The sequence below is a fragment of the Streptomyces sp. NPDC093546 genome (assembly GCF_044765045.1).
Classification (GTDB): Bacteria; Actinomycetota; Actinomycetes; order Streptomycetales; family Streptomycetaceae; genus Streptomyces.
Map to the genome: position 1 here is coordinate 256,184 of NZ_JBIWJG010000007.1, position 20,729 is coordinate 276,912.

General features: G+C 73.4%; 18 protein-coding genes and 1 tRNA gene. 8 read left to right on the top strand and 11 right to left on the bottom strand.

From position 1 onward, the window contains the following. Positions 1-106 precede the first annotated feature (106 nt). From mshC to ACIRNI_RS18310, 4 genes are all read right to left on the bottom strand, one after another. Positions 107-1,336, bottom strand: coding sequence for a cysteine--1-D-myo-inosityl 2-amino-2-deoxy-alpha-D-glucopyranoside ligase (gene mshC / locus ACIRNI_RS18295; RefSeq protein WP_403552402.1), 1,230 nt, complete (start codon positions 1,334-1,336; stop codon positions 107-109). Positions 1,337-1,479: 143 nt separating this feature from the next. Further along, positions 1,480-2,319 carry an SCO1664 family protein gene (locus ACIRNI_RS18300; protein ID WP_403552403.1) on the bottom strand — a complete coding sequence of 280 codons (840 nt, stop codon included), beginning with the start codon at positions 2,317-2,319 and terminating at the stop codon, positions 1,480-1,482. Next, on the bottom strand, positions 2,283-2,873 hold the full coding sequence (locus ACIRNI_RS18305; protein ID WP_355366865.1) for a DUF3090 domain-containing protein: 591 nt from the start codon (positions 2,871-2,873) through the stop codon (positions 2,283-2,285). Before ACIRNI_RS18305 ends, ACIRNI_RS18300 begins: the two co-directional genes overlap by 37 nt. An 89-nt stretch (positions 2,874-2,962) precedes the next feature. Beyond that, the gene (locus ACIRNI_RS18310; RefSeq protein WP_403552404.1) at positions 2,963-3,649 is read right to left on the bottom strand and encodes a histidine phosphatase family protein; all 687 of its coding nucleotides are present in this window, start codon (positions 3,647-3,649) and stop codon (positions 2,963-2,965) included. A 280-nt stretch (positions 3,650-3,929) separates the two neighbouring features. On the opposite strand from ACIRNI_RS18310, the gene corA reads away from it, so the two are divergent. Beyond that, the gene (gene corA / locus ACIRNI_RS18315) at positions 3,930-4,925 is read left to right on the top strand and encodes a magnesium/cobalt transporter CorA (protein WP_403552539.1); all 996 of its coding nucleotides are present in this window, start codon (positions 3,930-3,932) and stop codon (positions 4,923-4,925) included. 54 nt (positions 4,926-4,979) lie between these two features. Here corA and ACIRNI_RS18320 read toward each other — a convergent pair whose 3' ends face one another. Both ACIRNI_RS18320 and ACIRNI_RS18325 read right to left on the bottom strand, forming a co-directional pair. Next, on the bottom strand, positions 4,980-5,765 hold the full coding sequence (locus ACIRNI_RS18320) for a ferritin-like domain-containing protein (RefSeq protein WP_403552405.1): 786 nt from the start codon (positions 5,763-5,765) through the stop codon (positions 4,980-4,982). Positions 5,766-6,033: 268 nt separating this feature from the next. Then, a complete protein-coding gene (locus tag ACIRNI_RS18325) occupies positions 6,034-7,086 on the bottom strand; it encodes an LLM class F420-dependent oxidoreductase (RefSeq protein ID WP_355366856.1) in 1,053 nt (350 codons plus the stop codon). A 146-nt stretch (positions 7,087-7,232) separates the two neighbouring features. Between ACIRNI_RS18325 and ACIRNI_RS18330 the strand changes: the two genes are divergently transcribed. Both ACIRNI_RS18330 and ACIRNI_RS18335 read left to right on the top strand, forming a co-directional pair. Then, the gene (locus ACIRNI_RS18330) at positions 7,233-8,216 is read left to right on the top strand and encodes an aldo/keto reductase (protein WP_355366853.1); all 984 of its coding nucleotides are present in this window, start codon (positions 7,233-7,235) and stop codon (positions 8,214-8,216) included. Next, a complete protein-coding gene (locus tag ACIRNI_RS18335; protein ID WP_403552406.1) occupies positions 8,213-10,402 on the top strand; it encodes a helix-hairpin-helix domain-containing protein in 2,190 nt (729 codons plus the stop codon). Before ACIRNI_RS18330 ends, ACIRNI_RS18335 begins: the two co-directional genes overlap by 4 nt. A 49-nt stretch (positions 10,403-10,451) precedes the next feature. Here ACIRNI_RS18335 and ACIRNI_RS18340 read toward each other — a convergent pair whose 3' ends face one another. Continuing rightward, positions 10,452-11,120, bottom strand: a complete 669-nt coding sequence (locus tag ACIRNI_RS18340) for a hypothetical protein (protein ID WP_403552407.1) — start codon at positions 11,118-11,120, stop codon at positions 10,452-10,454. Between the two features lie 47 nt (positions 11,121-11,167). Here ACIRNI_RS18340 and ACIRNI_RS18345 point away from each other — a divergent pair, with 47 nt between their 5' ends. Beyond that, entirely contained in the window at positions 11,168-11,356 is a 189-nt protein-coding gene (locus tag ACIRNI_RS18345) for a DUF5703 family protein (RefSeq protein ID WP_005319466.1), read from the top strand. Between the two features lie 81 nt (positions 11,357-11,437). On the opposite strand, the gene ACIRNI_RS18350 is transcribed toward ACIRNI_RS18345, so the two are convergent. From ACIRNI_RS18350 to ACIRNI_RS18360, 3 genes are all read right to left on the bottom strand, one after another. Next, complete coding sequence (locus ACIRNI_RS18350) at positions 11,438-12,223, bottom strand: chaplin (protein WP_403552408.1); 786 nt, start codon at positions 12,221-12,223, stop codon at positions 11,438-11,440. Between the two features lie 140 nt (positions 12,224-12,363). After that, on the bottom strand, positions 12,364-12,597 hold the full coding sequence (gene chpH / locus ACIRNI_RS18355) for a chaplin ChpH (RefSeq protein WP_403552409.1): 234 nt from the start codon (positions 12,595-12,597) through the stop codon (positions 12,364-12,366). A 168-nt stretch (positions 12,598-12,765) separates the two neighbouring features. Further along, positions 12,766-14,100 carry a M20/M25/M40 family metallo-hydrolase gene (locus ACIRNI_RS18360; RefSeq protein ID WP_355357261.1) on the bottom strand — a complete coding sequence of 445 codons (1,335 nt, stop codon included), beginning with the start codon at positions 14,098-14,100 and terminating at the stop codon, positions 12,766-12,768. Between the two features lie 142 nt (positions 14,101-14,242). Here ACIRNI_RS18360 and ACIRNI_RS18365 point away from each other — a divergent pair. Both ACIRNI_RS18365 and ACIRNI_RS18370 read left to right on the top strand, forming a co-directional pair. Continuing rightward, positions 14,243-14,327, top strand: a tRNA-Leu gene (locus ACIRNI_RS18365). Positions 14,328-14,406: 79 nt separating this feature from the next. After that, positions 14,407-15,669: an ROK family protein gene (locus ACIRNI_RS18370; RefSeq protein ID WP_403552410.1), complete on the top strand. Its 1,263-nt coding sequence runs from the start codon at positions 14,407-14,409 to the stop codon at positions 15,667-15,669. A 47-nt stretch (positions 15,670-15,716) separates the two neighbouring features. On the opposite strand, the gene xylA is transcribed toward ACIRNI_RS18370, so the two are convergent. Beyond that, entirely contained in the window at positions 15,717-16,895 is a 1,179-nt protein-coding gene (xylA, locus tag ACIRNI_RS18375; RefSeq protein WP_355357257.1) for a xylose isomerase, read from the bottom strand. 103 nt (positions 16,896-16,998) lie between these two features. Here xylA and xylB point away from each other — a divergent pair, with 103 nt between their 5' ends. After that, positions 16,999-18,447 carry a xylulokinase gene (gene xylB / locus ACIRNI_RS18380; RefSeq protein WP_403552411.1) on the top strand — a complete coding sequence of 483 codons (1,449 nt, stop codon included), beginning with the start codon at positions 16,999-17,001 and terminating at the stop codon, positions 18,445-18,447. Further along, a complete protein-coding gene (gene yicI, locus ACIRNI_RS18385) occupies positions 18,444-20,714 on the top strand; it encodes an alpha-xylosidase (RefSeq protein ID WP_403552412.1) in 2,271 nt (756 codons plus the stop codon). The genes xylB and yicI overlap by 4 nt, the downstream gene beginning before the upstream one ends. Positions 20,715-20,729: the final 15 nt, after the last annotated feature.

Below are 20,729 nucleotides of genomic sequence, written 5' to 3' on the forward strand. Positions count from 1 at the left end.
GGGCGGCACCGAGGAATCGGTGCCGCCCCTCCGTCATGGTCGCGGCTGCCGAACGGCCGCCCGGCGCCCGCCGCCTGACGGTACGTCGGGCGGCGGGCGGAAGGCGCTACAGCGCGACGCCCATCAGCGCGTCGACGGTACGGGAGACGAGACCGGGCGCGGTCTCGTCCGTGCCGCCGCCGGACTCCTGGAGCGCGGCCCAGCGGTCCACGGCCGCCAGTGCGCGCGGGGTATCGAGGTCGTCGGCGAGCGCCTCACGGACCTCCTCGACCAGGGCGTCGGCGGACGGGCCGTCGGGGCGGGAGACGGCGGCGCGCCAGCGGTCGAGCCGCTCGACGGCGTCCTGGAGGACCTGGTCGGTCCACTCCCAGTCGGCGCGGTAGTGGTGGGCGAGGAGCGTGAGCCGGATGGCGGCCGGGTCGACGCCGTCGCGGCGGAGCTTGGAGACGAAGACCAGATTGCCCTTGGACTTGGACATCTTCTCGCCGTGGAGGGCGACCATCCCGGCGTGCACGTACGCCTTGGCGAACGGGTGCTCGCCGGTCAGGGCCTGCGCGTGCGAGGCGCCCATCTCGTGGTGCGGGAAGATCAGGTCCGAGCCGCCGCCCTGGACGTCGAAGCCCATGCCGAGGTGGTCGAGGGCGATGGCCACGCACTCGATGTGCCAGCCGGGCCGTCCGGGGCCGAGGCTGGCGCCGTCCCAGCTGGGCTCGCCGTCGCGGGCGGCCATCCACAGCATCGGGTCGAGGGGGTTCTTCTTGCCCGGGCGGTCCGGGTCGCCGCCGCGCTCGGCGGACAGGGCCCGCATGACCTCGTGGTCGTAGCGGGACACCTCGCCGAAGTGCGGGTCCGCCTCGACGGAGAAGTAGACGTCCCCTTCGAGTTCGTACGCGGCGCCGGCGTCGCGCAGCCGCTCGATGAGCGGCACGATGCCGGGTATCGCCTCGACGGCACCGATGTAGTGCTGCGGCGGCAGCATCCGCAGGGCGGTCATGTCCTCGCGGAACAGCGCGGTCTCGCGCTCGGCGAGGCCGACCCAGTCGATGCCGTCCCGCTGGGCCCGCTCCAGGAGCGGGTCGTCGACGTCGGTGACGTTCTGGACGTAGTGGACCTGCCGCTTGGTGTCGAGCCACACGCGCTGAACGAGGTCGAACGCGTTGTAGGTCGCCGCGTGACCCATGTGGGTCGCGTCGTACGGCGTGATGCCGCAGACGTAGATACGGGCGACGGGGCCGGGGGCGAGGGTCACTCGCCCGCCGGTCGCGGTGTCGTGGATCCGGAGGTCGCGGCCCTTGCCGGGCAGGGCGGGGACCTCAGAAGCGGGCCAGGCATACATGTCACGAGCGTAACCGGACGGGTGTTCCGGATACGAACCGGATCCAGGATCATGACGCGATGGGCACTCTTGCACTGCGGCGCCGTTTGTGCAGGTGGCGCCCGGTCACGCCGCGGCCGGGGTGCCGGGGATGCAGGGGTGCGTCAGACCGGGGGCCAGGGGATCGCGGGCCACTGCCCCGACGGCTCGGGGTGGCGGGCGGACTTGCGCAGCTCCGCCACCCGGTCCCGGGCCGCCGTCACCTCGGCGGGCGTGAGCAGCTCGGCCAGGCGGGTGGCGAGGGCCGCGCCGGGGGCCAGGGCGGCGTCCAGGCGGGCCAGGACCTCGAGCGCGTCCTCCGGGAGCGGCTCGCCCGCCCAGCCCCACAGCAGCGTGCGCAGCTTGTCGTCCACATGGAAGGTCACGCCGTGGTCGATGGCGTACAGCCGCCCGTCCGGCCCCGGCAGCAGGTGTCCGCCCTTGCGGTCGCCGTTGTTGATCACCGCGTCCAGGACGGCGAGCCGTCGCAGCCGTACGTCGTCGGCGTGGACGAGCAGCGCCGTGCGGCCCTCGCCGACCTCCGCGAGACCCACCGCCTTCCAGCCCTCCCCCGGGTCGTCCTCGTCGACGAGGGCGAGGAGCGGGGCGGCCGACGGGTCGCCGTCGATCCACAGCTGGACCATGCCCGGACCGTACGGCCCGTCCCGCAGGACCGTCGGCGGGACCAGGCCCCAGCCGGTCGCCTCGGACACCTCGTACGCCGCGACCTCGCGTTGCGCCAGGGTCCCGTCCGGGAAGTCCCACAGGGGGCGCTCCCCCGCGACGGGTTTGTAGACGCAGTCGGCTTCCCGGCCTTCGTACGCGACGGAACAGAGCAGCACCGCGTTGGACGCCTCGCGGACCTGGCCGCGTACGGTCAGCTCCCCCTCGGCGAGCAGATCGAGCTGCTCCACCACGTCGAGGCCGGTCAGGCCCCTCGGCGGTATCCGTTCTGACGCGGGCATACGTGTCCTTCCGGATCGAGCGGCAGGCTGCACAGCGGGCACGGCGGCCGGCCGGCGTTGACGACGTCGAGGGCGCGCTTGGCGAAGGCCCGCGCCTGGGCCCCGGTGAGCCGGACGCGCAGCATCGGCGGGCCGTTCTCCTCGTCCTGGAGCAGCCGCTCCTCGGCCTCGGCGAGGTCCTCCTCGGAGTCCGCGTCGAGTTCGACGAGCGCCTGCGCCTCGACGATCATGCGCTGGTTCTCGCCGTCCCACGCGAGCGCCATCGTGCCCACCCGGAACTCCTCCTCGATGGGGGCGTCCAGGGGGGCCGTGTCGGCGGTGTCGGGGGGAGCCACGGCCGGGACCGGGGCGTTGCCGCCGGTCCGCCGTACCACCTCGTCGAGCAGTTCGTCGATCCGCTCGGCGAGCGCGGCCACCTGCGTCTTCTCCAGCGCGACGCTGGTGACCCGGCCCCCGGCGGACGCCTGCAGGAAGAACGTACGGCGCCCCGGCAGCCCGACCGTGCCGGCCACGAAGCGCTCCGGTGGGTCATAGAGGAACACCTGACGGGACACGTTCCCTCTCCCTTGCGTCCTTGAGTTGTGCGGTGCGACGGCATGCGTCCGACGGCACTTCGGCCCGTCCACCCTACTGTGCCGGGCGATCACGGTGCGCCCGCGCCGCCGCCCACCTCCGCCGCCCCTCCGCCGCTGCGCTCGCGCGGTATCAGCGCCGCGAAGTCGCCGGTGTCGCCGAGCCGTACGAGAAACGGCCGCAACCGGGTGTAACGGATCACGGTCACGGAGCAGGGATCCACATGGACCCGCTGGAACAGATCGAGATGCAGGCCGAGGGCGTCGGCCACCAGGGATTTGATGATGTCGCCGTGCGAGCACATCAGATACACGGCGTCCTCGCCGTACTCCGCCTCCACGCGCGCGTTCCACTCCCGTACGGCGTCGACGGCGCGCGCCTGCATGGCGCGGATCGACTCGCCGCCGGGGAAGGCCGCGGCGGAGGGGTGCTGCTGGACGACCTCCATCAGCGGTTCGTCGGCGAGCTCGGCGAGCTTGCGCCCCGACCAGTCGCCGTATTGGCACTCGCCGATCCGCTCGTCGGTGTGGACGGGCAGCTCGGGACGGGCGTCCAGGAGCGGCTGGAGGGTCTCCCTGCAGCGCTGGAGCGGGCTGGTGACGGCGGCGGCTATCGGCACGCCGGCCAGCCGCCCGGGCAGCGCGGCGGCCTGCGCGGCGCCGCGCTCGTCGAGCGCGACACCGGGCGTCCAGCCCGCGAGCACACCGGCCGTATTGGCGGTCGAACGTCCGTGCCTTACGAGGATCAGCGTGGCCATGCCTGCCAGCCTAGGGCCTGTCTTCCGGATCTTGCCGGGCTCGCGCGGCCTGGCACCGCACCTCGCCGCGTTGTCGTCGGTCGCCAATGGCCCCCGTAGCCCTTCGGGCACGGGAGGTGCCCCCACCGCAGTGGCTCCCTCCTCCGCCTTGCGATCCGTCCCCTAGGCCCTGCGGGCCTGGGGAGACCCCATGCACCAGACCCCGCTCCCTGATCCAGCCTGATCCGGAAGACAGGCCCTAGGCGGATTGGGGAGTGCAAAGGCGCGAGGGCGGGGAAGAATACGCGCCGTGATCGTGGACTGCGCCATCTACCGGGACGGGCACCGTAGCGAGGGCCCCTCAGACTTCTCCGACGCCTTGGACCAGGCAAGAGCGTGGGGCGGCGACGCGTTCCTGTGGATCGGGTTGCACGAGCCGACGGAGAGTGAGTTCGATCACGTCGCGGAGGAGTTCGGGCTGCACCCGCTCGCCGTGGAGGACGCCCTCAAGGCGCACCAGCGGCCGAAGCTGGAGGTGTACGACGACTCGCTGTTCATGGTCCTCAAGCCGGTGGTGTACGAGCCGCAGGGCGACACCGTCACCACCGGCGAGCTGATGGTGTTCATGGGCGACTCCTTCGTGGTCACCGTCCGGCACGGCGAGGGCGCGCCGCTGGGGGCCGTGCGCAAGCGGCTGGAGGCGGAGCCGGAGCTGCTCCGGCACGGGCCGACGTCGGTGCTGTACGCGATCAGCGACGCCGTCGTGGACCACTACATAGAGGTGGCGGGCGAGCTCCAGGTCGACCTGGAGGAGATGGAGACGGAGGTCTTCCAGCCCACGGGTAGCGACGCCAAGAACACGGCCTCACGGATCTACATGTTCAAGCGCCAGGTCCTGGAGTTCCGGCGGGCCACGGGTCCGCTGGCCGCGCCGATGACCCGCCTCGCGGGCGCGGGCGTGCCGTTCGTGAACGAGGAGGCCCAGCCGTTCTTCCGGGACGTCAGCGACCATCTGACCCGGGCCACCGAGCAGGTGGAGGGGCTGGACCGACTGCTTTCGGACATCCTTTCGGCGCACCTCGCGCAGATGGGCGTGCGCCAGAACGACGACATGCGCAAGATCTCGGCGTGGGCGGCGATGGCGGCGGTGCCCACGATGGTCGCGGGCGTCTACGGCATGAACTTCGAGCACATGCCGGAGCTGGACTGGGTGTTCGGCTACCCCATGGTGATCGTCCTGATGGCCGTCGCGTGCGCGGGCCTGTACCGACTCTTCAAGCGCCGCGGCTGGCTCTAGGGCCTGTCTTCCGGATCTTGCCGCGACCGTCGCACGCGGGACCGGGCCGGCCCGTCAGAAGGCCGGGGCCGGCTCGGCCGGGCCGCCGAGCGCGTCGCGCCGCTGGGGCATGGTGAGGCTGACCATCCGCCGCCAGCCGCCGGCCCGTTCGTACGCGTACATGGCCCGGATGCCGAGGGCGAGGGCCGTCCTCTTGGGGCGGGGCCACTTCAGGAGGCGGCCCATGTGGTCCATGACGGCGAGGCTGACGTCGCGGTAGACCTCGACCTCGGCGAGGGCGGACTCGCGCAGGGTGCGCTGGATGGTGCGGCCGTGTCCGGCGCGCGCGAGGCGCAGCAGCTCCTCGTGGCAGTACGCGAGGTGGTTGTCCTCGTCGTTGCAGATCATGCGGATGGCCTTGCCCACCTCGGGGTGGTCGGAGAAGTGCTTGACCAGCATGTCCATCTGGTCGGCGGCGCGCTGCTCGGTGACCCGGCTGTGGGACAGGTAGACGACGATGTCGTGTTCCGTCAGCGGCTCGTCGCGGCGGAGCTTGTCGTGGGCCAGGCCGATGCCGCGCCGCTCCAGCAGCATGGTGTAGTCGGTCTCCGGCGGGACGGGGACCGGGTCCAGGCCGCGCTTCTTGAGCAGGGCGTGGAAGATCCGGCCGTGCTTGTCCTCGTCGGCGCCGTGCCGGGTGATCTTGGGGGCGAGCTCGCTCATGCTCTCGGGGACGAGGGCGGCGATCCGAGCGTTCTCCCACCCGCCCTGGGCTTCGCCGCTGGCGGCGATGGAGCAGAACAGCCGGTAGGAGTCGTCGTTGTCCAGGATCTCCTGGAACAGGCTTCGCGCCGAAAGCATCACTGCACCTCCGTACAGGGCGGTCGGCCCTGTTTGTCCGCACTTACGCAAAGAACGAGTCAAGTGCGGTGAGGGGGGCGTGGCAACAGGGCCACGGGACAACTCCGTCGAAAGGAGCAGCGCGGAGGCGGACCGGGCGCTTCCCGACGCGTCCAGGCAGTAACCGACGGGGGCGGTGGCGCGTTGTGCAGCGTGACGGCCGTGGCGGGGATGACCCCGAGCCCCCACCACGGCCGCAGGCTTGTCCGCCCGCGGCGGACGCGACCGTCTAGTCCGCGAGGCCGGCGCGCTCCAGGGCCTCCGTACCGGCGCGGAGCGCGGCGATCCGCTCCTCCAGGGTGAAGCCGGCCGGGGCGAGCGTCAGCGTGGTGACACCGGCCGCCGCGTAGGCCGCCATCCGGTCGGCGATCCGCTCCACGGAGCCCAGCAGCGTGGTCTGGTCGATCAGCCGGTGCGGTACGGCGGCCGCCGCGCCCGCCTTGTCGCCGGAGAGGTACTTCTCCTGGATCTCGGCGGCTTCCTTCTCGTACCCCATGCGCTGGGCGAGCTGGTTGTAGAAGTTCTGCTTGCGGCTGCCCATGCCGCCGACGTACAGGGCGGTGTACGGGCGGAAGGTGTCAGCGAGCGCGGGGATGTCGTCGCCGAGGGCGAGCGGGACGGTCGGGACGACGTCGAAGCCCTCCATGGTCAGGCCGGCCTTCTCGCGGCCCGCGCGCAGGTGCCGCAGCGCGGTCTCCTCCAGGTGCTCGGCGGAGGGGAAGATCAGCAGCGCGCCGTCGGCGATCTCGCCGGTCTGCTCCAGGTTCTTCGGGCCGATGGCCGCGATGTAGAGCGGGATGTGCTCGCGCTGCGGGTGCACGGTCAGCTTGATGGGCTTGCCGGGGCCGCCCGGGAGCGGGAGGGTCCAGTGCTCGCCCTCGTGGGTCAGGCGCTCGCGTGCCATCGCCTTGCGGACGATCTCGACGTACTCACGGGTCCGGGAGAGCGGCTTGTCGAACTTCACGCCGTACCAGCCCTCGGAGACCTGCGGGCCGGAGACGCCGAGGCCGAGGCGGAACCGGCCGCCGGAGAGCGTGTCGAGCGTCGCGGCCGTCATCGCCGTCATGGCGGGCTGGCGGGCCGGGATCTGCATGATCGCCGAGCCGATGTCGATGTTCTCGGTCTGCGCGGCGACCCAGGCCAGGACGGTCGGGGCGTCGGAGCCGTACGCCTCCGCGGCCCAGCACACGTCGTAGCCGAGGCGGTCGGCCTCCTGGGCGACGGCGAGATTGTCGCCGTCCATGCCGGCGCCCCAGTAGCCGAGGTTGATGCCAAGCCGCATACCGGCCCCTCTCACTCATCTACCCATCAGTAATGTCCTGGTGCCGGACTCTAGCGCGCGAGCCCCCGTACGCGGCAGGGGACGGCCGCGGGGAGGTTGTCCACAGGGTCTCTGCGCGTGGGCCCTTGGCCAGTAATCTCGCGACCATGGAGCAGAGGCATCTCGGCCGTACGGGCCTGCGTGTGTCCCGGATCGGGCTCGGCACCCTCACCTGGGGCCGGGACACCGACGAGCACGACGCCGCGGACCAGCTGAAACTGTTCTGGGAAGCGGGCGGGACGCTGATCGACACGGCGGACGTGTACGGCGGCGGCGAGGCGGAGTATCTGCTCGGGCAGCTCGTGGAGCGGCTCGTGCCGCGGCGGGATCTGGTCATCGCGACGAAGGCCGGCAGCGTGCCGGACCCGGACCGGCGGTTCGACGGCTCGCGCGGCCATCTCTTGGCGGCGCTCGACGCCTCGCTGGCCCGGTTGGGCACGGACTACGTGGACCTGTGGCAGATCCACGCCTACGACCCCGAGACGCCGCTGGAGGAAACGCTCCAGGCCCTCGACATCGCGGTGAGCAGCGGACGCGCGCGGTACGTGGGCGTGTCGAACTTCTGCGGCTGGCAGCTGGCGAAGGCGGCCACCTGGCAGCTCGCGCACAGCGGGATACGCGCCCGGCTGGCCAGCACGCAGATGGAGTACTCGCTGCTCCAGCGGGGCGTGGAGCGCGAGGTGCTGCCCGCCGCGCGGGACCTGGGCGTGGGCCTGCTGCCGTCGTCGCCGCTGGGGCGGGGAGTGCTGACGGGCAAGTACCGGCACGCCACCCCGGCCGATTCGCGGGGCGCGTCGGAGCGGCTGGCGGCGTTCGTGGAGCCGTACCTGGAGGAGGCGTCGAGCCGGATCGTGGACGCGGTGGTGACGGCGGCGGACGGGCTCGCGACCACCCCGCTGCACGTGGCGCTGGCGTGGGTGCGGGACCGGCCGGGCGTGGTGGCGCCGATCGTGGGCGCGCGCGACGCGCGGCAGCTCGGCGAGGCGCTGTCAGTGGAGAGCCTTAGTCTTCCAGACGAGATCCGCCGGGCGCTGGACGATGTGTCCGCCCCGGTGCACCGCTATCCCGACCAGGACTGGAGCACGCTGTGACCGCGCTTCCCCGGGGGACCGCCCCCGGCCCCTCCTCCGACGACCAGGCGCCCGCTGTGGAGCCCGAACCGGGCGTACCGGCCGAGGGCGAGGCCGAGGCCACCGCGGAGGAGAGCTCGGAGGCGGGTGCCGAGGAGAGCTCTGAACCGAGCGCGGAGCCGGGTACGGAGTCGGACACGGAGGCGGATGCGGAGCAGGGTTCGGCGGGGCTCTCCGAGGCGGAGGCCGAGCTGGCCGCCCAGCGGGAGCTGCGGACCCGCATCGAGCGGCGCAAGGCCGAGCAGGCCGGGCCCATCGAGGCGGGCACCAAGCTCAGCGGGCGCGCGGCGGACCTGCTCGCGGCGGTCCGGGCCGTGGAGAGCGGCGAGAAGCCCGCCGCCTCCTTCCTGGACTCCCCCGCGCCCGCTCCCCGGCGCCCCGCCCCCGAACCGTCCGCGCCCGAGCGGCCCCGGGCCGTCGAGGCCCCGCGCCCGCCGCGCACGGCCGACGCCGACACCGTGGCGGCCGTGCGGGCGGTGCTGGCCGAGGGCGGCGCGCCGGAGGCCCTCGCCGTCCGGGTGGCGACGGTGCTCGGCGAGTCGGCGGCGCAGGTGCTGCGCGACGACCCGTGGCAGCTGCTGGCGGTGCCGGGTGTGCTGCCCGAGCAGGCCGACGGCTTCGCGCGGGCGCTGCTCGGCGCGGAGTGCGGACCGGGCGACGAGCGCCGGGCGGCCGCGCTCATCGGATGGCTGCTGGAGCGGGCGGCGCTCCAGGGGCACACGGCGCTGGAGGCGGCCGCCGTGCGCGCGGCGCTGGCGGAGCGCTCGGTTCCGGAGCCCGACGAGGCCGTACGGCACGCCATCGCCGAAGGCGTGGTGCTCGTCTTCCACGAGGAGGAGGAGCCGGAGGAAGGACCGGAGGAGGAGCCCGCCGAGGCGTCCGCCGACCCTGCGGAGCCGGTGCCCGTGCTGCTCGGGCTGGACCGGTACGCGCTCGCCGAGGAGAGCCTCGCCGACGGCCTGGCCCGGCTGGCCAAGTCGGGGCCCGACCCCCGCTGGGAGTCCGCCGAGCCGACCGAGCTGACCCGCGCGGTCGCCGAGCACGGGCTGGTCGCGCACACGGGCGGCGAGGCGGCTCGCGCGGAGCCGCTGGCCCTGGCCGAGGCGGCACACGGGCTGGGCCTGCGGGCCGCGGTGGCCGCGTACACGGAGAACGGCCGCCGCAGGCTCGGCGAAGGCGCGGACGCGGGCGCGGGCGCGGACCATGGTGTGGAGACCGTGACGGTCGCCGGTCTGCTCGCGGGAGCCGTGGACACGGCCGCACTGGACCTGCTGGTGGTGCTGGACGCCCCGCAGCTGGACGTGGAGACCGCCGCGATGCTGGTGGAGTCCCTGCCGGACGGCTGCCGGCTGGTGCTCAGCGGCGATCCGGGGGTGCTGTGGTCGGCGGGCGCGGGGCGGGTGTTCGCGGACGTCCTGGCGGCGCGGGTGTGCCCGCAGATCGCCTCCCGCAGGCCGGATCCGGGACCCCTGGGTGAGCTGGTCTCCGGCATCGGGATCGGCGAGCTGCACCAGGTGGAGGCGCCGGGCAAGGAGGTCGTGATCGTCCCGGTGCGGGACGCGGGCGAGGCCGTGCACCGTACGGTGCAGCTGGTCGCGGACTCGGTGCCGCGGGCGTTCGGGATCCCCGCCGAGCAGACCCGGGTGATCACCGTCGGCCACGGCGGCTCGGCGGGCACCCGGGCGCTGAACGCGGCGCTGAAGCAGCGGCTCAACCCGGGGCCGGGCCGTTTCGGCGGCTTCGACCCGGGCGACCGTGTCGCGTACGCCCCGGCGCCGGGCCGTACGGTGCCGGGCACGGTGGTGTCGGCCGACGCGCAGGGGCTGCACCTCGACTGCGAGGGCGAGCGGGTCGTCGTACCGAAGGAGCGGGTGGAGTCGGCGGTCCGCCACGGCTGGGCGCTGACCGCGCACCAGGCGGCCGGCGCGCGCTGGCCGGCGGCGGTCGTGGTCCTGCCGGGCGACGCGGCGCAGGGCCTGAACCGGGCGTGGGTGTACACCGCGTTCAGCCGCGCCGAGCGGCATCTGTCGGTGGTGCACGGCGTGGACCAGGCCCTCCCCCGCGCGGTCGCCGAGGTGCTGCCCGCGCCGCGGACGACCCGGCTGCGCGCGCTGCTGGAGTCGCTGCTGGCGGCGCCGCAGGAGTAGGCACGGGGCAGCCCCCGCCCGGGTCGGCCGGGCGGGGGCGCCCCACGGGTCAGGAGCTGCCGGGCGGGGCCTCGTCCGGGTCGCCGTGGAGCTCGTCCTCGTCGAACACCGCGCTCACGTCGAAGCGGCAGATCACCCGCCCCGGGTCCGCCTGGTCGAAGGGCGTGCTCAGCCATTCGCCCGGTTCGGGAAGCTCGTCGGCGGCGGCGACCCAGAGCGTCGAGTCGCCCTCCTCCAGGCCGAACTCCTTGTGCCGCGAGGCGATCTCGTCCGGCTCGAACTCGCCGAAGAGCACGCCGAGCGCCGCGTGCACGCTCGACCCCACCACCGCGGCCGCGTCCGCGCCGTCCTCCTCGCGGTCCCCCCGGTCCAGGTCGGCGATGCGCTGTGCCTGGGCCAGCAGCCGGTGGGGCTCGGCCACGGCGTAGTCGCGGCGGATCAGCACGGTGAGGGCGCTCGGGTCCTCGGGGCCCTCGTAAGGCGGCAGTGAGTCCTCCACGCCCGGGATTTCGAAGGGCGTGACCTCGTCGTAGCGGTCGTAGAGACGTTCGTCGTACGCCTCGGCCGCCGCGGCGAGGTCGTTGAACGCGGCGTAGACGGCCGGGTCGTCGTCACCGGTGCGGTTCTCGACCGCCTCCAGGTGGCGGTCCAGTGCGGCTTTGACCGCCTCGGCGGCGGCGCGTACCTCGGCAGCGGTGGGCTGCGCAGCATCAGACATACCCCAGACGCTATCCGTACGAAGCCCGTGCTTGCACAATAGATGCGATGCCGGAATACGAATTTGTCGACGTGTACGTACCTCGCGGGGTGTCCCGCAAGGAGGCGACCCGTCTGCTGACCGACCATGCCGAGTACGGACACTGGGAGTTGGACCGACTGAGTCTGCACCGGGACGGCAGCCGCCGTGTGCGGCTGCGCCGGCGCATCATCCGTCAGGTACGCGCCACCTGGTGAGGTGGCGCACAGGACGGAGCGGGCCCCGCGATCGCGGGGCCCGCTCCGTCGTTTGCGTACGCCGGTGACTACCGACGGCGACTACGAGGACTGCCGGGCGCGGCGGTAGAGGACCGTCCCGCCGAGCAGGAGGCCCGCACCCGCCGGGATGAGCATCCCGAGCGCGCCGGCACCGGTCTGCGCCAGCTCGTCCTCCGCCTTCGGCGGGGTGACGGTCTGGGCGCCGGGCTCGTTCGGCTCGATCGGGGAGCCGGGCTCGTCCGGAGTGGTCGGCTCGTCCGGGTTGGCCGGCTGACCGGGCTTGCCGGGCTCGTCCGGGCCGGGCTGGCCCGGCTCACCGGGACCAGGGTTACCGGGGTTGCCGGGGTTGCCGGGCTCACCGGGGCCCGGGTTACCGGGGTTGCCGGGGTTACCCGGGTTGCCGGGACCGGGGTTGCCCGGGTGGCTGGGCTCCTCGTGGCCGTTGCCGCAGCCGTTGCCGAACGCCGGGTTCATCGCGCCGACGACGTCGACGCTGTTGCCGCAGGCGTTGACCGGCACGCTCACCGGGGCCTGGACGTTGTTGCCGGACGCGACACCGGGCGAGTTGCTGGTCGCACCGCTCGCCTTGGCGCCGCTCGACTTGTTGACGCACTTGTTCCCGAACGCGGGGTTGAGCGCCCCCACGACGTTCACGGAGTTGCCGCACGCGTTCACCGGCACGCTGACCGGCGCCTGGACCGAGTTCCCGGACGCGACGCCCGGGGAGTTCGTCGCGGCACCGTGGGCGCCGGCGCCGTTGTGCGCCTGTGCGTACCCGCCGCCGAGAGCGAGTACCCCGCCCGCGGCCGCCATGATGGTCAGGCCCTTTCGCGTGACCTGTCGCATAGCTAGTTCCCTGCCTTCTGGGCTCCGGAAATACCCCCGGGCACACCGCGCGGAGGCGTCATGTCCACCGGCCCCGGAGCGCGTCGCGCGCGCTCCGGGGCCGGCCGGGCCTCATACCCTCGCGGGCCGAGGCCCGGGCATCACTTGTTGATGCAGACGTTGCCGAAGGCCGGGTTCAGCAGGCCGACGATGTTGATCGTGTTGCCGCAGACGTTCACCGGGATGTGGATGGGAACCTGAACCACATTGCCCGAGATGACGCCCGGGGAGCCCACAGCGGCACCGTGCGCACCGGCGTCGGCGACGGCCATGCCAGCGCCCGCCAGAACCAGGCCCCCGGTGGCGGCCGCGATGGCGACGACCTTCTTGATCATTATTCCTCCTTGTTGGCAATGCGATCCCAGCCGCGGACCGCATCACCTGTAACGAGGGGGAAGTAAGGGGGCTACGTCGTGATGACCGTGTTCACCCTTTTCGGTCGCATGTGCACAGGCGGTCGATTATTGGAGTTTCGTTTCAGCCGACTAATCCCCCGAGAGGACTCAGCTGGCGTCGATGAAGCGGTCCAGCACCCGCACGCCGAACTTCAGCCCCTCCACCGGCACCCGCTCGTCCACGCCGTGGAACATCCCGGCGAAGTCCAGCTCCGGCGGCAGCTTCAGCGGCGCGAAGCCGAAGCAGCGGATGCCAAGGTCGTCGAAGGACTTGGCGTCGGTGCCGCCGGAGAGCATGTACGGCACGGCCCGGGCGATCGGGTCCTCCGCCCGCAGCGCGGTCTGCATGGCGTCCACCAGGTCCCCGTCGAAGCTGGTCTCCAGCGCCTTGTCGGCGTGGACGTCCTCGCGCCGCACGCGCGGGCCCAGGATCCGGTCGAGGTCGGCGAGGAACTCCTCCTCGTACCCGGGCAGGAAGCGCCCGTCCACATGGGCGGTGGCCTGCCCGGGGATGACGTTGACCTTGTAGCCGGCGCCCAGCATGGTCGGGGCGGCCGAGTTGCGGAGCGTGGCGCCGATCATCTTGGCGATGCCGCCGAGCTTGGCGAGCGTCGCCTCCATGTCCTCGGGGTCCAGCGGGGTGCCGAGCGCGTCCGAGAGCTCGTCCAGGAAGGACCGCACGGTCTTGGTCACCCTGACCGGCCAGGTGTGGCGGCCCAGGCGGCCCACGGCCTCGCACAGCTCCGTGATGGCGTTGTCGGTGTTGGTCATGGAGCCGTGGCCGGCCGTGCCCTCGACGGTCAGCCGCATCCAGTGCATGCCCTTCTGGGCGGTCTCCACCAGGTACAGGCGCAGGTTCTCGTTGACCGTGAAGGAGAAGCCGCCGACCTCGCCGATCGCCTCCGTGACGCCCTCGAAGAGCCCGGGGTGCTTGTCGACCAGATGGCGGGCGCCGTACGTGCCGCCCGCCTCCTCGTCGGCGAGGAACGCCAGGACGATGTCGCGCGGGGGCTTGCGGCCGCTGCGCAGCCGGTCCCGTACGACCGCGAGGGTCATCGCGTCCATGTCCTTCATGTCGACCGCGCCGCGGCCCCAGACGCAGCCGTCGGCGACCTCGCCGGCGAAGGGGTCGTACGTCCAGTCGGCGGCGTCGGCGGGCACCACGTCGGTGTGGCCGTGGATGAGGAGGGCGGGCCGGGACGGGTCCTCGCCCTCGATGCGGGCCACCGTGGAGGCGCGGCCCGGGTGCGACTCGATGATCTTCGGTTCGAGCCCGACCTCGGCGAGCTTCTCGGCGATGTACTCGGCGGCCGCGCGCTCCCCGGGGCCCGAGTGGTCGCCGTAGTTGCTGGTGTCGATCCGGATGAGGTCGCGGCAGAGGTCGGTGACCTCGTCCTCGCCCGCCGTGACGTTGGCGGTCCGTGCCGTGCTCGACTCGCTCACGCTGGTTCCTCCCGCGTAGCTGCTGCTGGGTCCCCTCATCCTGCCCCCTCCCCCGGTACGGGCGGGGGCGTGATCGAGCACCTCGAATGTTTGCTATGGTTTTCCACGTCGGAACGGCCACGGGCCGCGAGACAGACACCTTGTCCGGGTGGCGGAATGGCAGACGCGCTAGCTTGAGGTGCTAGTGCCCTTTATCGGGCGTGGGGGTTCAAGTCCCCCCTCGGACACAGAGAAGGAGAGCGGGTCCGGTCGGCAGACCGGGCCCGCTCTTCGCATGCCGGGGCTTCGCATAGGCTCGGCGGCACGATGAGGAACACGCTGGATCCGCTGGAGCCCAAGGCCGACAAGGCGACCGTGCGCCGGCACAACCTGAGCCTGGTGCTGCGGGCCGTGCACGACGAGGGCGAGGCGACCCGCGCGGCGGTCGCGGCGCGGGTCGGGCTGACCAGGGCGGCGGTGTCGTCGCTGGTCGAGCAGCTGATGGTGAGCGGTTTCCTCACCGAGTCGGGCAAGACGTTCAGCGGGCACGCGGGGCGGCCGGGGACGGCACTGCGGGTGGCGCGCACCGGGCCCGCGGGGCTCGGCGTGGAGATCAACATCGACTACGTCTCGGTCTGCGCCGTGGACCTCGCCGGCGCCGACCGCGTACGGCTGACCGAGCACCTCGACAACCGCGGCGCCGAGCCGGGCGAGGTGCTGGAGCGGGCGGCGCGGATCGCGGCGCGGGCGCTCGGGGCGGCGGCGGAGGAGCGGCTGGATCCCGCCGGGGTGCGGCTCGCGCTGCCGGGTCTGGTGTCGGGCGGGAGCGTGCGCCAGGCACCGAACCTGGGCTGGAACGGGGTGGCGGCCGAGGAGCTGTTCGGGCGGGCGCTGGGCGGGCTGCTGCCCGGGCGGCCGGCGCTGCCCGTCGGGTCGGACAACGAGGCCAACGCGGCCGCCCTCGCGGAGCTGTGGTTCGGCGGGCCGGACCGGGTCCGCAGCTTCCTGTACCTGTCGGGCGAGATCGGGGTGGGCGGCGCGATCGTCGTCGACGGCGAGCTGCTGCGCGGGGCGCACGGTTTCGCCGGGGAGATCGGGCACGTGGTGGTGGACCGCGACGGGCCGGAGTGCCGGTGCGGCTCGCGGGGCTGCCTGGAGCAGTACGCGGGCCAGGCGGCGCTGCTGCGGGGCGCGGGGCTCGACGAGGCCGCCGGGATGCCGGGGGTGGCGCGGCTGGAGCGGCGGGCCCGGCGCGGGGACGCGGCGGCCGTGGCGGCGCTGGAGCGCGCCGGGCGGATGCTGGGTCTCGTGGTGTCGGGTGCGGTGAATCTGCTGGACCCGGAGGCGGTGGTGCTGGGCGGGATCTACCGGGGACTGATGCCGTGGCTGGGCCCGGCGGCGGACCGGGAGCTGACGGCGCGGGTGGTCTCGGGCCTGTGGTCCGCGGGGAGCGGCCGGCTGCGGGCGTCGTCGTCCTCGGGGGACGCGGCGCGCGGGGCCGCGGCGCTGGTGGTGCGGGACGTGATCGCGGACCCGGCGGGGTACGTGGAGCGGGCGGGCGCCGCCCCGTCCCACGCCCCCTTGGCGTAAAGCGCCGCCAGGGAGCGCGGGGCGTCTCGCGCGGGTGCCGGCGGGAGTCAGCGGGTGGCGAGCAGGTGCTCCCACGCCAGCTGGTCGAGGCGCTCGAAGGACATGGAGCGGGCGGCCGCCGCCTCGGGGTCGAAGGACTCGTACGCGGAGGCGTCCGCGAGGAGGCCCGCGAGGCCGTCCTCGGCGGTGGGGCGGGCGAGCTCGGGGAGGCGGGAGGCGGCCAGGGCCTCCTGGACCTCGGGGTCGGCGCGGAATGCGGCGGCGCGGGACTTGAGGATCAGGTAGTTGCGCATGCAGTTCTTCGCGGACTCCCAGACGCCGTCGGAGCCGTCCGTGCGCACGGGCTTGAAGTCGAAGTGGCGCGGCCCCTCGTAGCCGGCGCTCTCCAGGAGGTCGACCAGCCAGAACGCCTGGCGCAGGTCGCCGGCGCCGAAGCGGAAGTCCTGGTCGTACTTGATGCCGGACTGGCCGTTGAGGTCGATGTGGAACAGCTTGCCGGCCCACAGGGCCTGGGCGATGCCGTGCGGGAAGTTGAGGCCCGCCATCTGCTCGTGGCCGACCTCGGGGTTGACGCCGACCAGGTCGGGGCGCTCCAGGCGCTCGATGAAGGCCAGGGCGTGGCCGATGGTGGGCAGGAGGATGTCGCCGCGCGGCTCGTTGGGCTTGGGCTCGATGGCGAAGCGCAGGTCGTAGCCCTGCTCGGTGACGTACTGGCCGAGCAGGTCGAACGCCTCCTTCATGCGGTCGAGTGCGGCGCGGACGTCCTTCGCGGCGCCGGATTCGGCGCCCTCGCGGCCGCCCCAGGCGACGTACACCGTGGCGCCGAGTTCGACGGCGAGGTCGATGTTGCGGAGGGTCTTGCGCAGGGCGAAGCGGCGGACGTCGCGGTCGTTGGCGGTGAAGCCGCCGTCCTTGAAGACCGGGTGCGTGAACAGGTTCGTCGTGGCCATGGGCACCTTGAGGCCGGTGCGGTCGAGGGCGGCGCGGAACCGCTTGACGGCGGCCTCGCGCTCGGCGTCGGAGGACCCGAAGGGGATGAGGTCGTCGTCGTGGAAGGTCACGCCGTACGCGCCGAGCTCGGCGAGGCGCTCCACCGACTCGACGGGGTCGAGCGCGGGGCGGGTGGCGGTGCCGAAGGGGTCGACTCCCTGCCAGCCCACCGTCCACAGGCCGAACGTGAACTTGTCCTCGGGGGTAGGGATGAAGCGTTCCGGGCGTTCCGGCATGTGCGGGCCTCCAGGTCTATTTGTTTTCTCGCATTACTAATACGCTACGGATGCCCCGCCGCCAAGCACCGAGTACACCGAGAGAACCGAAGAGAGGTACGCGATGCCGTCGTCCCCGGCCGTCATCGGCGTGGACAGCTCCACGCAGTCCACCAAGGCGGTGGTGGTGGACGCCGCCTCCGGGCGGGTCCTGGCCATGGGCCGGGCCGCCCACACCGTCAGCGGCTCGGACGGTGCCCGCGAGAGCGACCCCGAGCAGTGGTGGCGGGCGCTCACCGAGGCCGTCGCCGAGGCGCTGCGCGGGCTGGACCCGCGCGCCGTCACCGGGATCGCGGTCGCGGGGCAGCAGCACGGCCTGGTGGTCCTGGACGGCGCCGGGCGGCCGCTGCGCCCCGCCGTGCTGTGGAACGACACCCGCTCGGCGCCGCAGGCCGCCGCCCTCACCCGCGAGCTCGGCGCCCAGGGCTGGCTGGACCGCACCGGGTCGGTGCCGGTGGCGTCCATGACGGCCGCCAAGTGGCGGTGGCTGCGCGAGAACGAGCCGGCTGCGGCCGACGCGGCCGCCGCCGTACGGCTCCCGCACGACTTCCTCACCGAGCGGCTGGGCGGGGTGGCCGCGACCGATCCGGGCGACGCCTCGGGCACCTGCTGGTACAGCACCGCGACGGGCGCGTACGACCCGTTCCTGCTGGAGCTGCTGGAGCTGGACGAAGGGCTGCTGCCGGCCGTCGCGCCGGGCGGGGCCACGGCCGTCGGCGCGCTGACCCCCGCCGCGGCGAAGGAGCTCGGGCTGCCGGAGGGCATCCCGGTCGCCGCCGGTACCGGGGACAACATGGCCGCCGCCGTCGGCCTGGGGCTCGGGCGGGCGGGGCTCCTGGACCACCCGGTGGTCTCGCTCGGCACCTCCGGGACCGTCTTCGCGGCCACCCGCACCCGGCCCGCGACGGCCGCGCTCGCCGGTTTCGCCGCCGCCGACGCCCCCGGGACGTACCTGCCGCTCGGCTGCACGCTGAACTGCACGCTCGCCGTCGACAAGGTCGCCGCGCTGCTCGGGCTGGACCGCGAGGACGCCGCGCCCGGCGGGGAGGCCGTCCTCATGCCGTACCTCGACGGCGAGCGCACCCCCGACCTGCCGCGCGCCTCCGGGCTGCTCACCGGGCTGCGCCACGCCACCACGCCGCAGCAGCTCCTCGGGGCGGCGTACGAGGGTGCCGCGTTCACCGTGCTGCGGGCGCTGGACGCGCTGCCCGGGGCCGCCGGGGAGGAGGTGCCGCTGCGGCTCGTCGGGGGCGGCGCCCAGGGGCGTACGTGGGTGGAGACCGTGCGCCGGCTCTCCGGGCGGGCCGTCGTCGTGCCCCGTACGACCGAGCTCGTCGCCCTGGGCGCCGCCGCGCTCGCCGCCGGGGCGGCCACGGGTGAGGACCCGGTGGCCCTCGCGACCGCCTGGGGCACCGGGGACGGCGAGACGATGCCGCCCGTCGAGCGCGACCATGCCACCTGGGGCCGGATCGCCGCGGCCCTGGACACCTACGTCTCCCTGGGGGCGCTGTGAAGTTCACGGACGGCTTCTGGCTGATGCGCGACGGCGTCGACGTCGCGTACGCCACCGAGGTGCGGGACCTGCACGTCAGCGACGACCACTTCACCGCGTACGCGGCCGTCCGGCGCGTGGAGCACCGGGGGCACACCCTCAACTCGCCGCTGATCACCGTGGAGTGCTTCTCGCCCGCCGAGGGCGTCATCGGCGTCCGCGCCACCCACCACGCCGGGAAGGCGCACCGGGGGCCGGACTTCGCCCTGCTGGGCGACGGGACGCCGTACGCGGCGCGCACCCGGCGCGAGGGGTCCGTGACGGAGCTGACGAGCGGGCCGCTCACGGTGCGGCTGGACCGGGAGGGGCCCTGGGGGCTGACCTTCCTGGACGCGCAGGGCCGGCGGCTGACCGCCGTCGAGGCCAAGGGCACGGCCTTCGCCACGACCGGCGACGGCGCCCACCACATGGTCGCGCAGCTCGCGCTCGGCGTCGGCGAGCACGTGTACGGGCTCGGCGAGCGCTTCACGCCGTTCGTGAAGAACGGCCAGAGCGTCGACATCTGGCAGGCCGACGGCGGCACCAGCAGCGAGCAGGCGTACAAGAACGTGCCCTTCCACCTCTCCTCGCGGGGGTACGGCGTCTTCGTCAACCATCCCGGGCGGGTGTCGTACGAGGTCGGCTCCGAGTCGGTCGGACAGGTGCAGTTCAGCGTCGAGGACCAGTCGATCGAGTACTACGTCGTCGCCGGGCCGACGCCGAAGGAGGTACTGGCCCGCTACACGGCGCTGACGGGGCGGCCCGCGCTGCCGCCGGCCTGGTCGTTCGGGCTGTGGCTGACGACGTCGTTCTGCACGCCGTACGACGAGGAGACGGTGACGTCCTTCGTGGAGGGGATGGCGGAGCGGAACATTCCCTTGTCGGTCTTCCACTTCGACTGCTTCTGGATGCGCGAGTACCAGTGGAGCGACTTCCGGTGGGATCCGGACACCTTTCCGGACCCGGCGGGGATGCTGTCCCGGCTCAAGGAGCGCGGGCTGCGGATCAGCCTGTGGATCAATCCGTACGTCGCGCAGAAGTCGGCGCTCTTCGAGGAGGGCGCCCGCCGCGGCTATCTGGTGAAGCGGGCGAACGGCGACGTCTGGCAGTGGGACCTGTGGCAGGCCGGGATGGCGCTGGTCGACTTCACGAACCCGGAGGCGCGGGCGTGGTTCCAGTCGAAGCTGCGGGGCCTGCTCGACCAGGGCGTGGACTGCTTCAAGACGGACTTCGGCGAGCGGGTGCCGACGGATGTGGTGTGGCACGACGGCTCCGACCCGGAGCGGATGCACAACTACTACGCACAGCTGTACAACGGTTGCGTCTTCGAGCTGCTGGAGAAGGAGCGCGGGGCGGGCGAGGCCGTGCTGTTCGCGCGGTCGGCGACGGCGGGCGGGCAGCGGTTCCCGGTGCACTGGGGCGGCGACTGCTTCTCGTCGTTCGGCGCGATGGCGGAGTCGCTGCGGGGCGGGCTGTCGCTGTCCCTGTCCGGGTTCGGCTTCTGGAGCCATGACATCGGCGGGTTCGAGGGCACGCCCGACCCGGAGGTGTTCAAGCGGTGGCTGGCGTTCGGCCTGCTGTCGTCGCACAGCCGGCTGCACGGGAACATGTCGTACCGCGTGCCGTGGGAGTTCGGCGACGAGGCGGTGGACGTGGCGCGGCAGTTCACCGAGCTGAAGCACCGGCTGATGCCGTACCTGTACGGGGCGGCGGTGGAGGCGCACCGTACGGGAACGCCGCTGATGCGGCCCATGCTGCTGGAGTTCCCGGACGACCCGGGCTGCCGGACGCTGGACCGGCAGTACATGCTCGGCCCGGACCTGCTGGTGGCGCCGGTGTTCACGGCGGAGGGGGACGTCGAGTTCTACCTCCCGGAGGGCGTCTGGACGCATCTGCTGACCGGCGAGACGGCGACCGGGCCGGGCTGGCGGCGCGAGCGGCACGGTGTCGACAGCCTGCCGCTGTACGTGCGGCCGGGCGCGGTGCTGCCGCTCGGCGCGGACGACCAGCGGCCGGACGGCGACTGGACGGCGGGCCTGACGCTGCTCGTCGCCCCGGGCGCGGACGGCCGGTCGGTATCGGTGACCGTTCCGGACCACGGCGGGGCCCCGGCCGCCACGTACACCGTCGAACGCGAGGGAGGCGCGGTGCGGGTCACGGCGACCGGTACGGACCGGCCCTTCCGGGTGCGCGTGGTCGGCGGAGGGTCGGCCCTCGGGGCGGGCGAGGTGACCGTGCCGCCGCGCTGAACGGCGCGGTTTACG

Coding starts and splice junctions, on each gene's coding strand:
- ACIRNI_RS18330 (WP_355366853.1), top strand. CDS start 7,233: ATGGAGCAGAGGCATCTCGGCCGTACGGGCCTGCGTGTGTCCCGGATC.
- ACIRNI_RS18300 (WP_403552403.1), bottom strand. CDS start 2,319: ATGCCCGCGTCAGAACGGATACCGCCGAGGGGCCTGACCGGCCTCGAC.
- xylA (WP_355357257.1), bottom strand. CDS start 16,895: ATGCCGGAACGCCCGGAACGCTTCATCCCTACCCCCGAGGACAAGTTC.
- ACIRNI_RS18350 (WP_403552408.1), bottom strand. CDS start 12,223: ATGCGACAGGTCACGCGAAAGGGCCTGACCATCATGGCGGCCGCGGGC.
- ACIRNI_RS18370 (WP_403552410.1), top strand. CDS start 14,407: ATGAGGAACACGCTGGATCCGCTGGAGCCCAAGGCCGACAAGGCGACC.
- ACIRNI_RS18340 (WP_403552407.1), bottom strand. CDS start 11,120: ATGTCTGATGCTGCGCAGCCCACCGCTGCCGAGGTACGCGCCGCCGCC.
- ACIRNI_RS18325 (WP_355366856.1), bottom strand. CDS start 7,086: ATGCGGCTTGGCATCAACCTCGGCTACTGGGGCGCCGGCATGGACGGC.
- chpH (WP_403552409.1), bottom strand. CDS start 12,597: ATGATCAAGAAGGTCGTCGCCATCGCGGCCGCCACCGGGGGCCTGGTT.
- ACIRNI_RS18345 (WP_005319466.1), top strand. CDS start 11,168: ATGCCGGAATACGAATTTGTCGACGTGTACGTACCTCGCGGGGTGTCC.
- mshC (WP_403552402.1), bottom strand. CDS start 1,336: ATGTATGCCTGGCCCGCTTCTGAGGTCCCCGCCCTGCCCGGCAAGGGC.
- ACIRNI_RS18320 (WP_403552405.1), bottom strand. CDS start 5,765: ATGCTTTCGGCGCGAAGCCTGTTCCAGGAGATCCTGGACAACGACGAC.
- xylB (WP_403552411.1), top strand. CDS start 16,999: ATGCCGTCGTCCCCGGCCGTCATCGGCGTGGACAGCTCCACGCAGTCC.
- ACIRNI_RS18310 (WP_403552404.1), bottom strand. CDS start 3,649: ATGGCCACGCTGATCCTCGTAAGGCACGGACGTTCGACCGCCAATACG.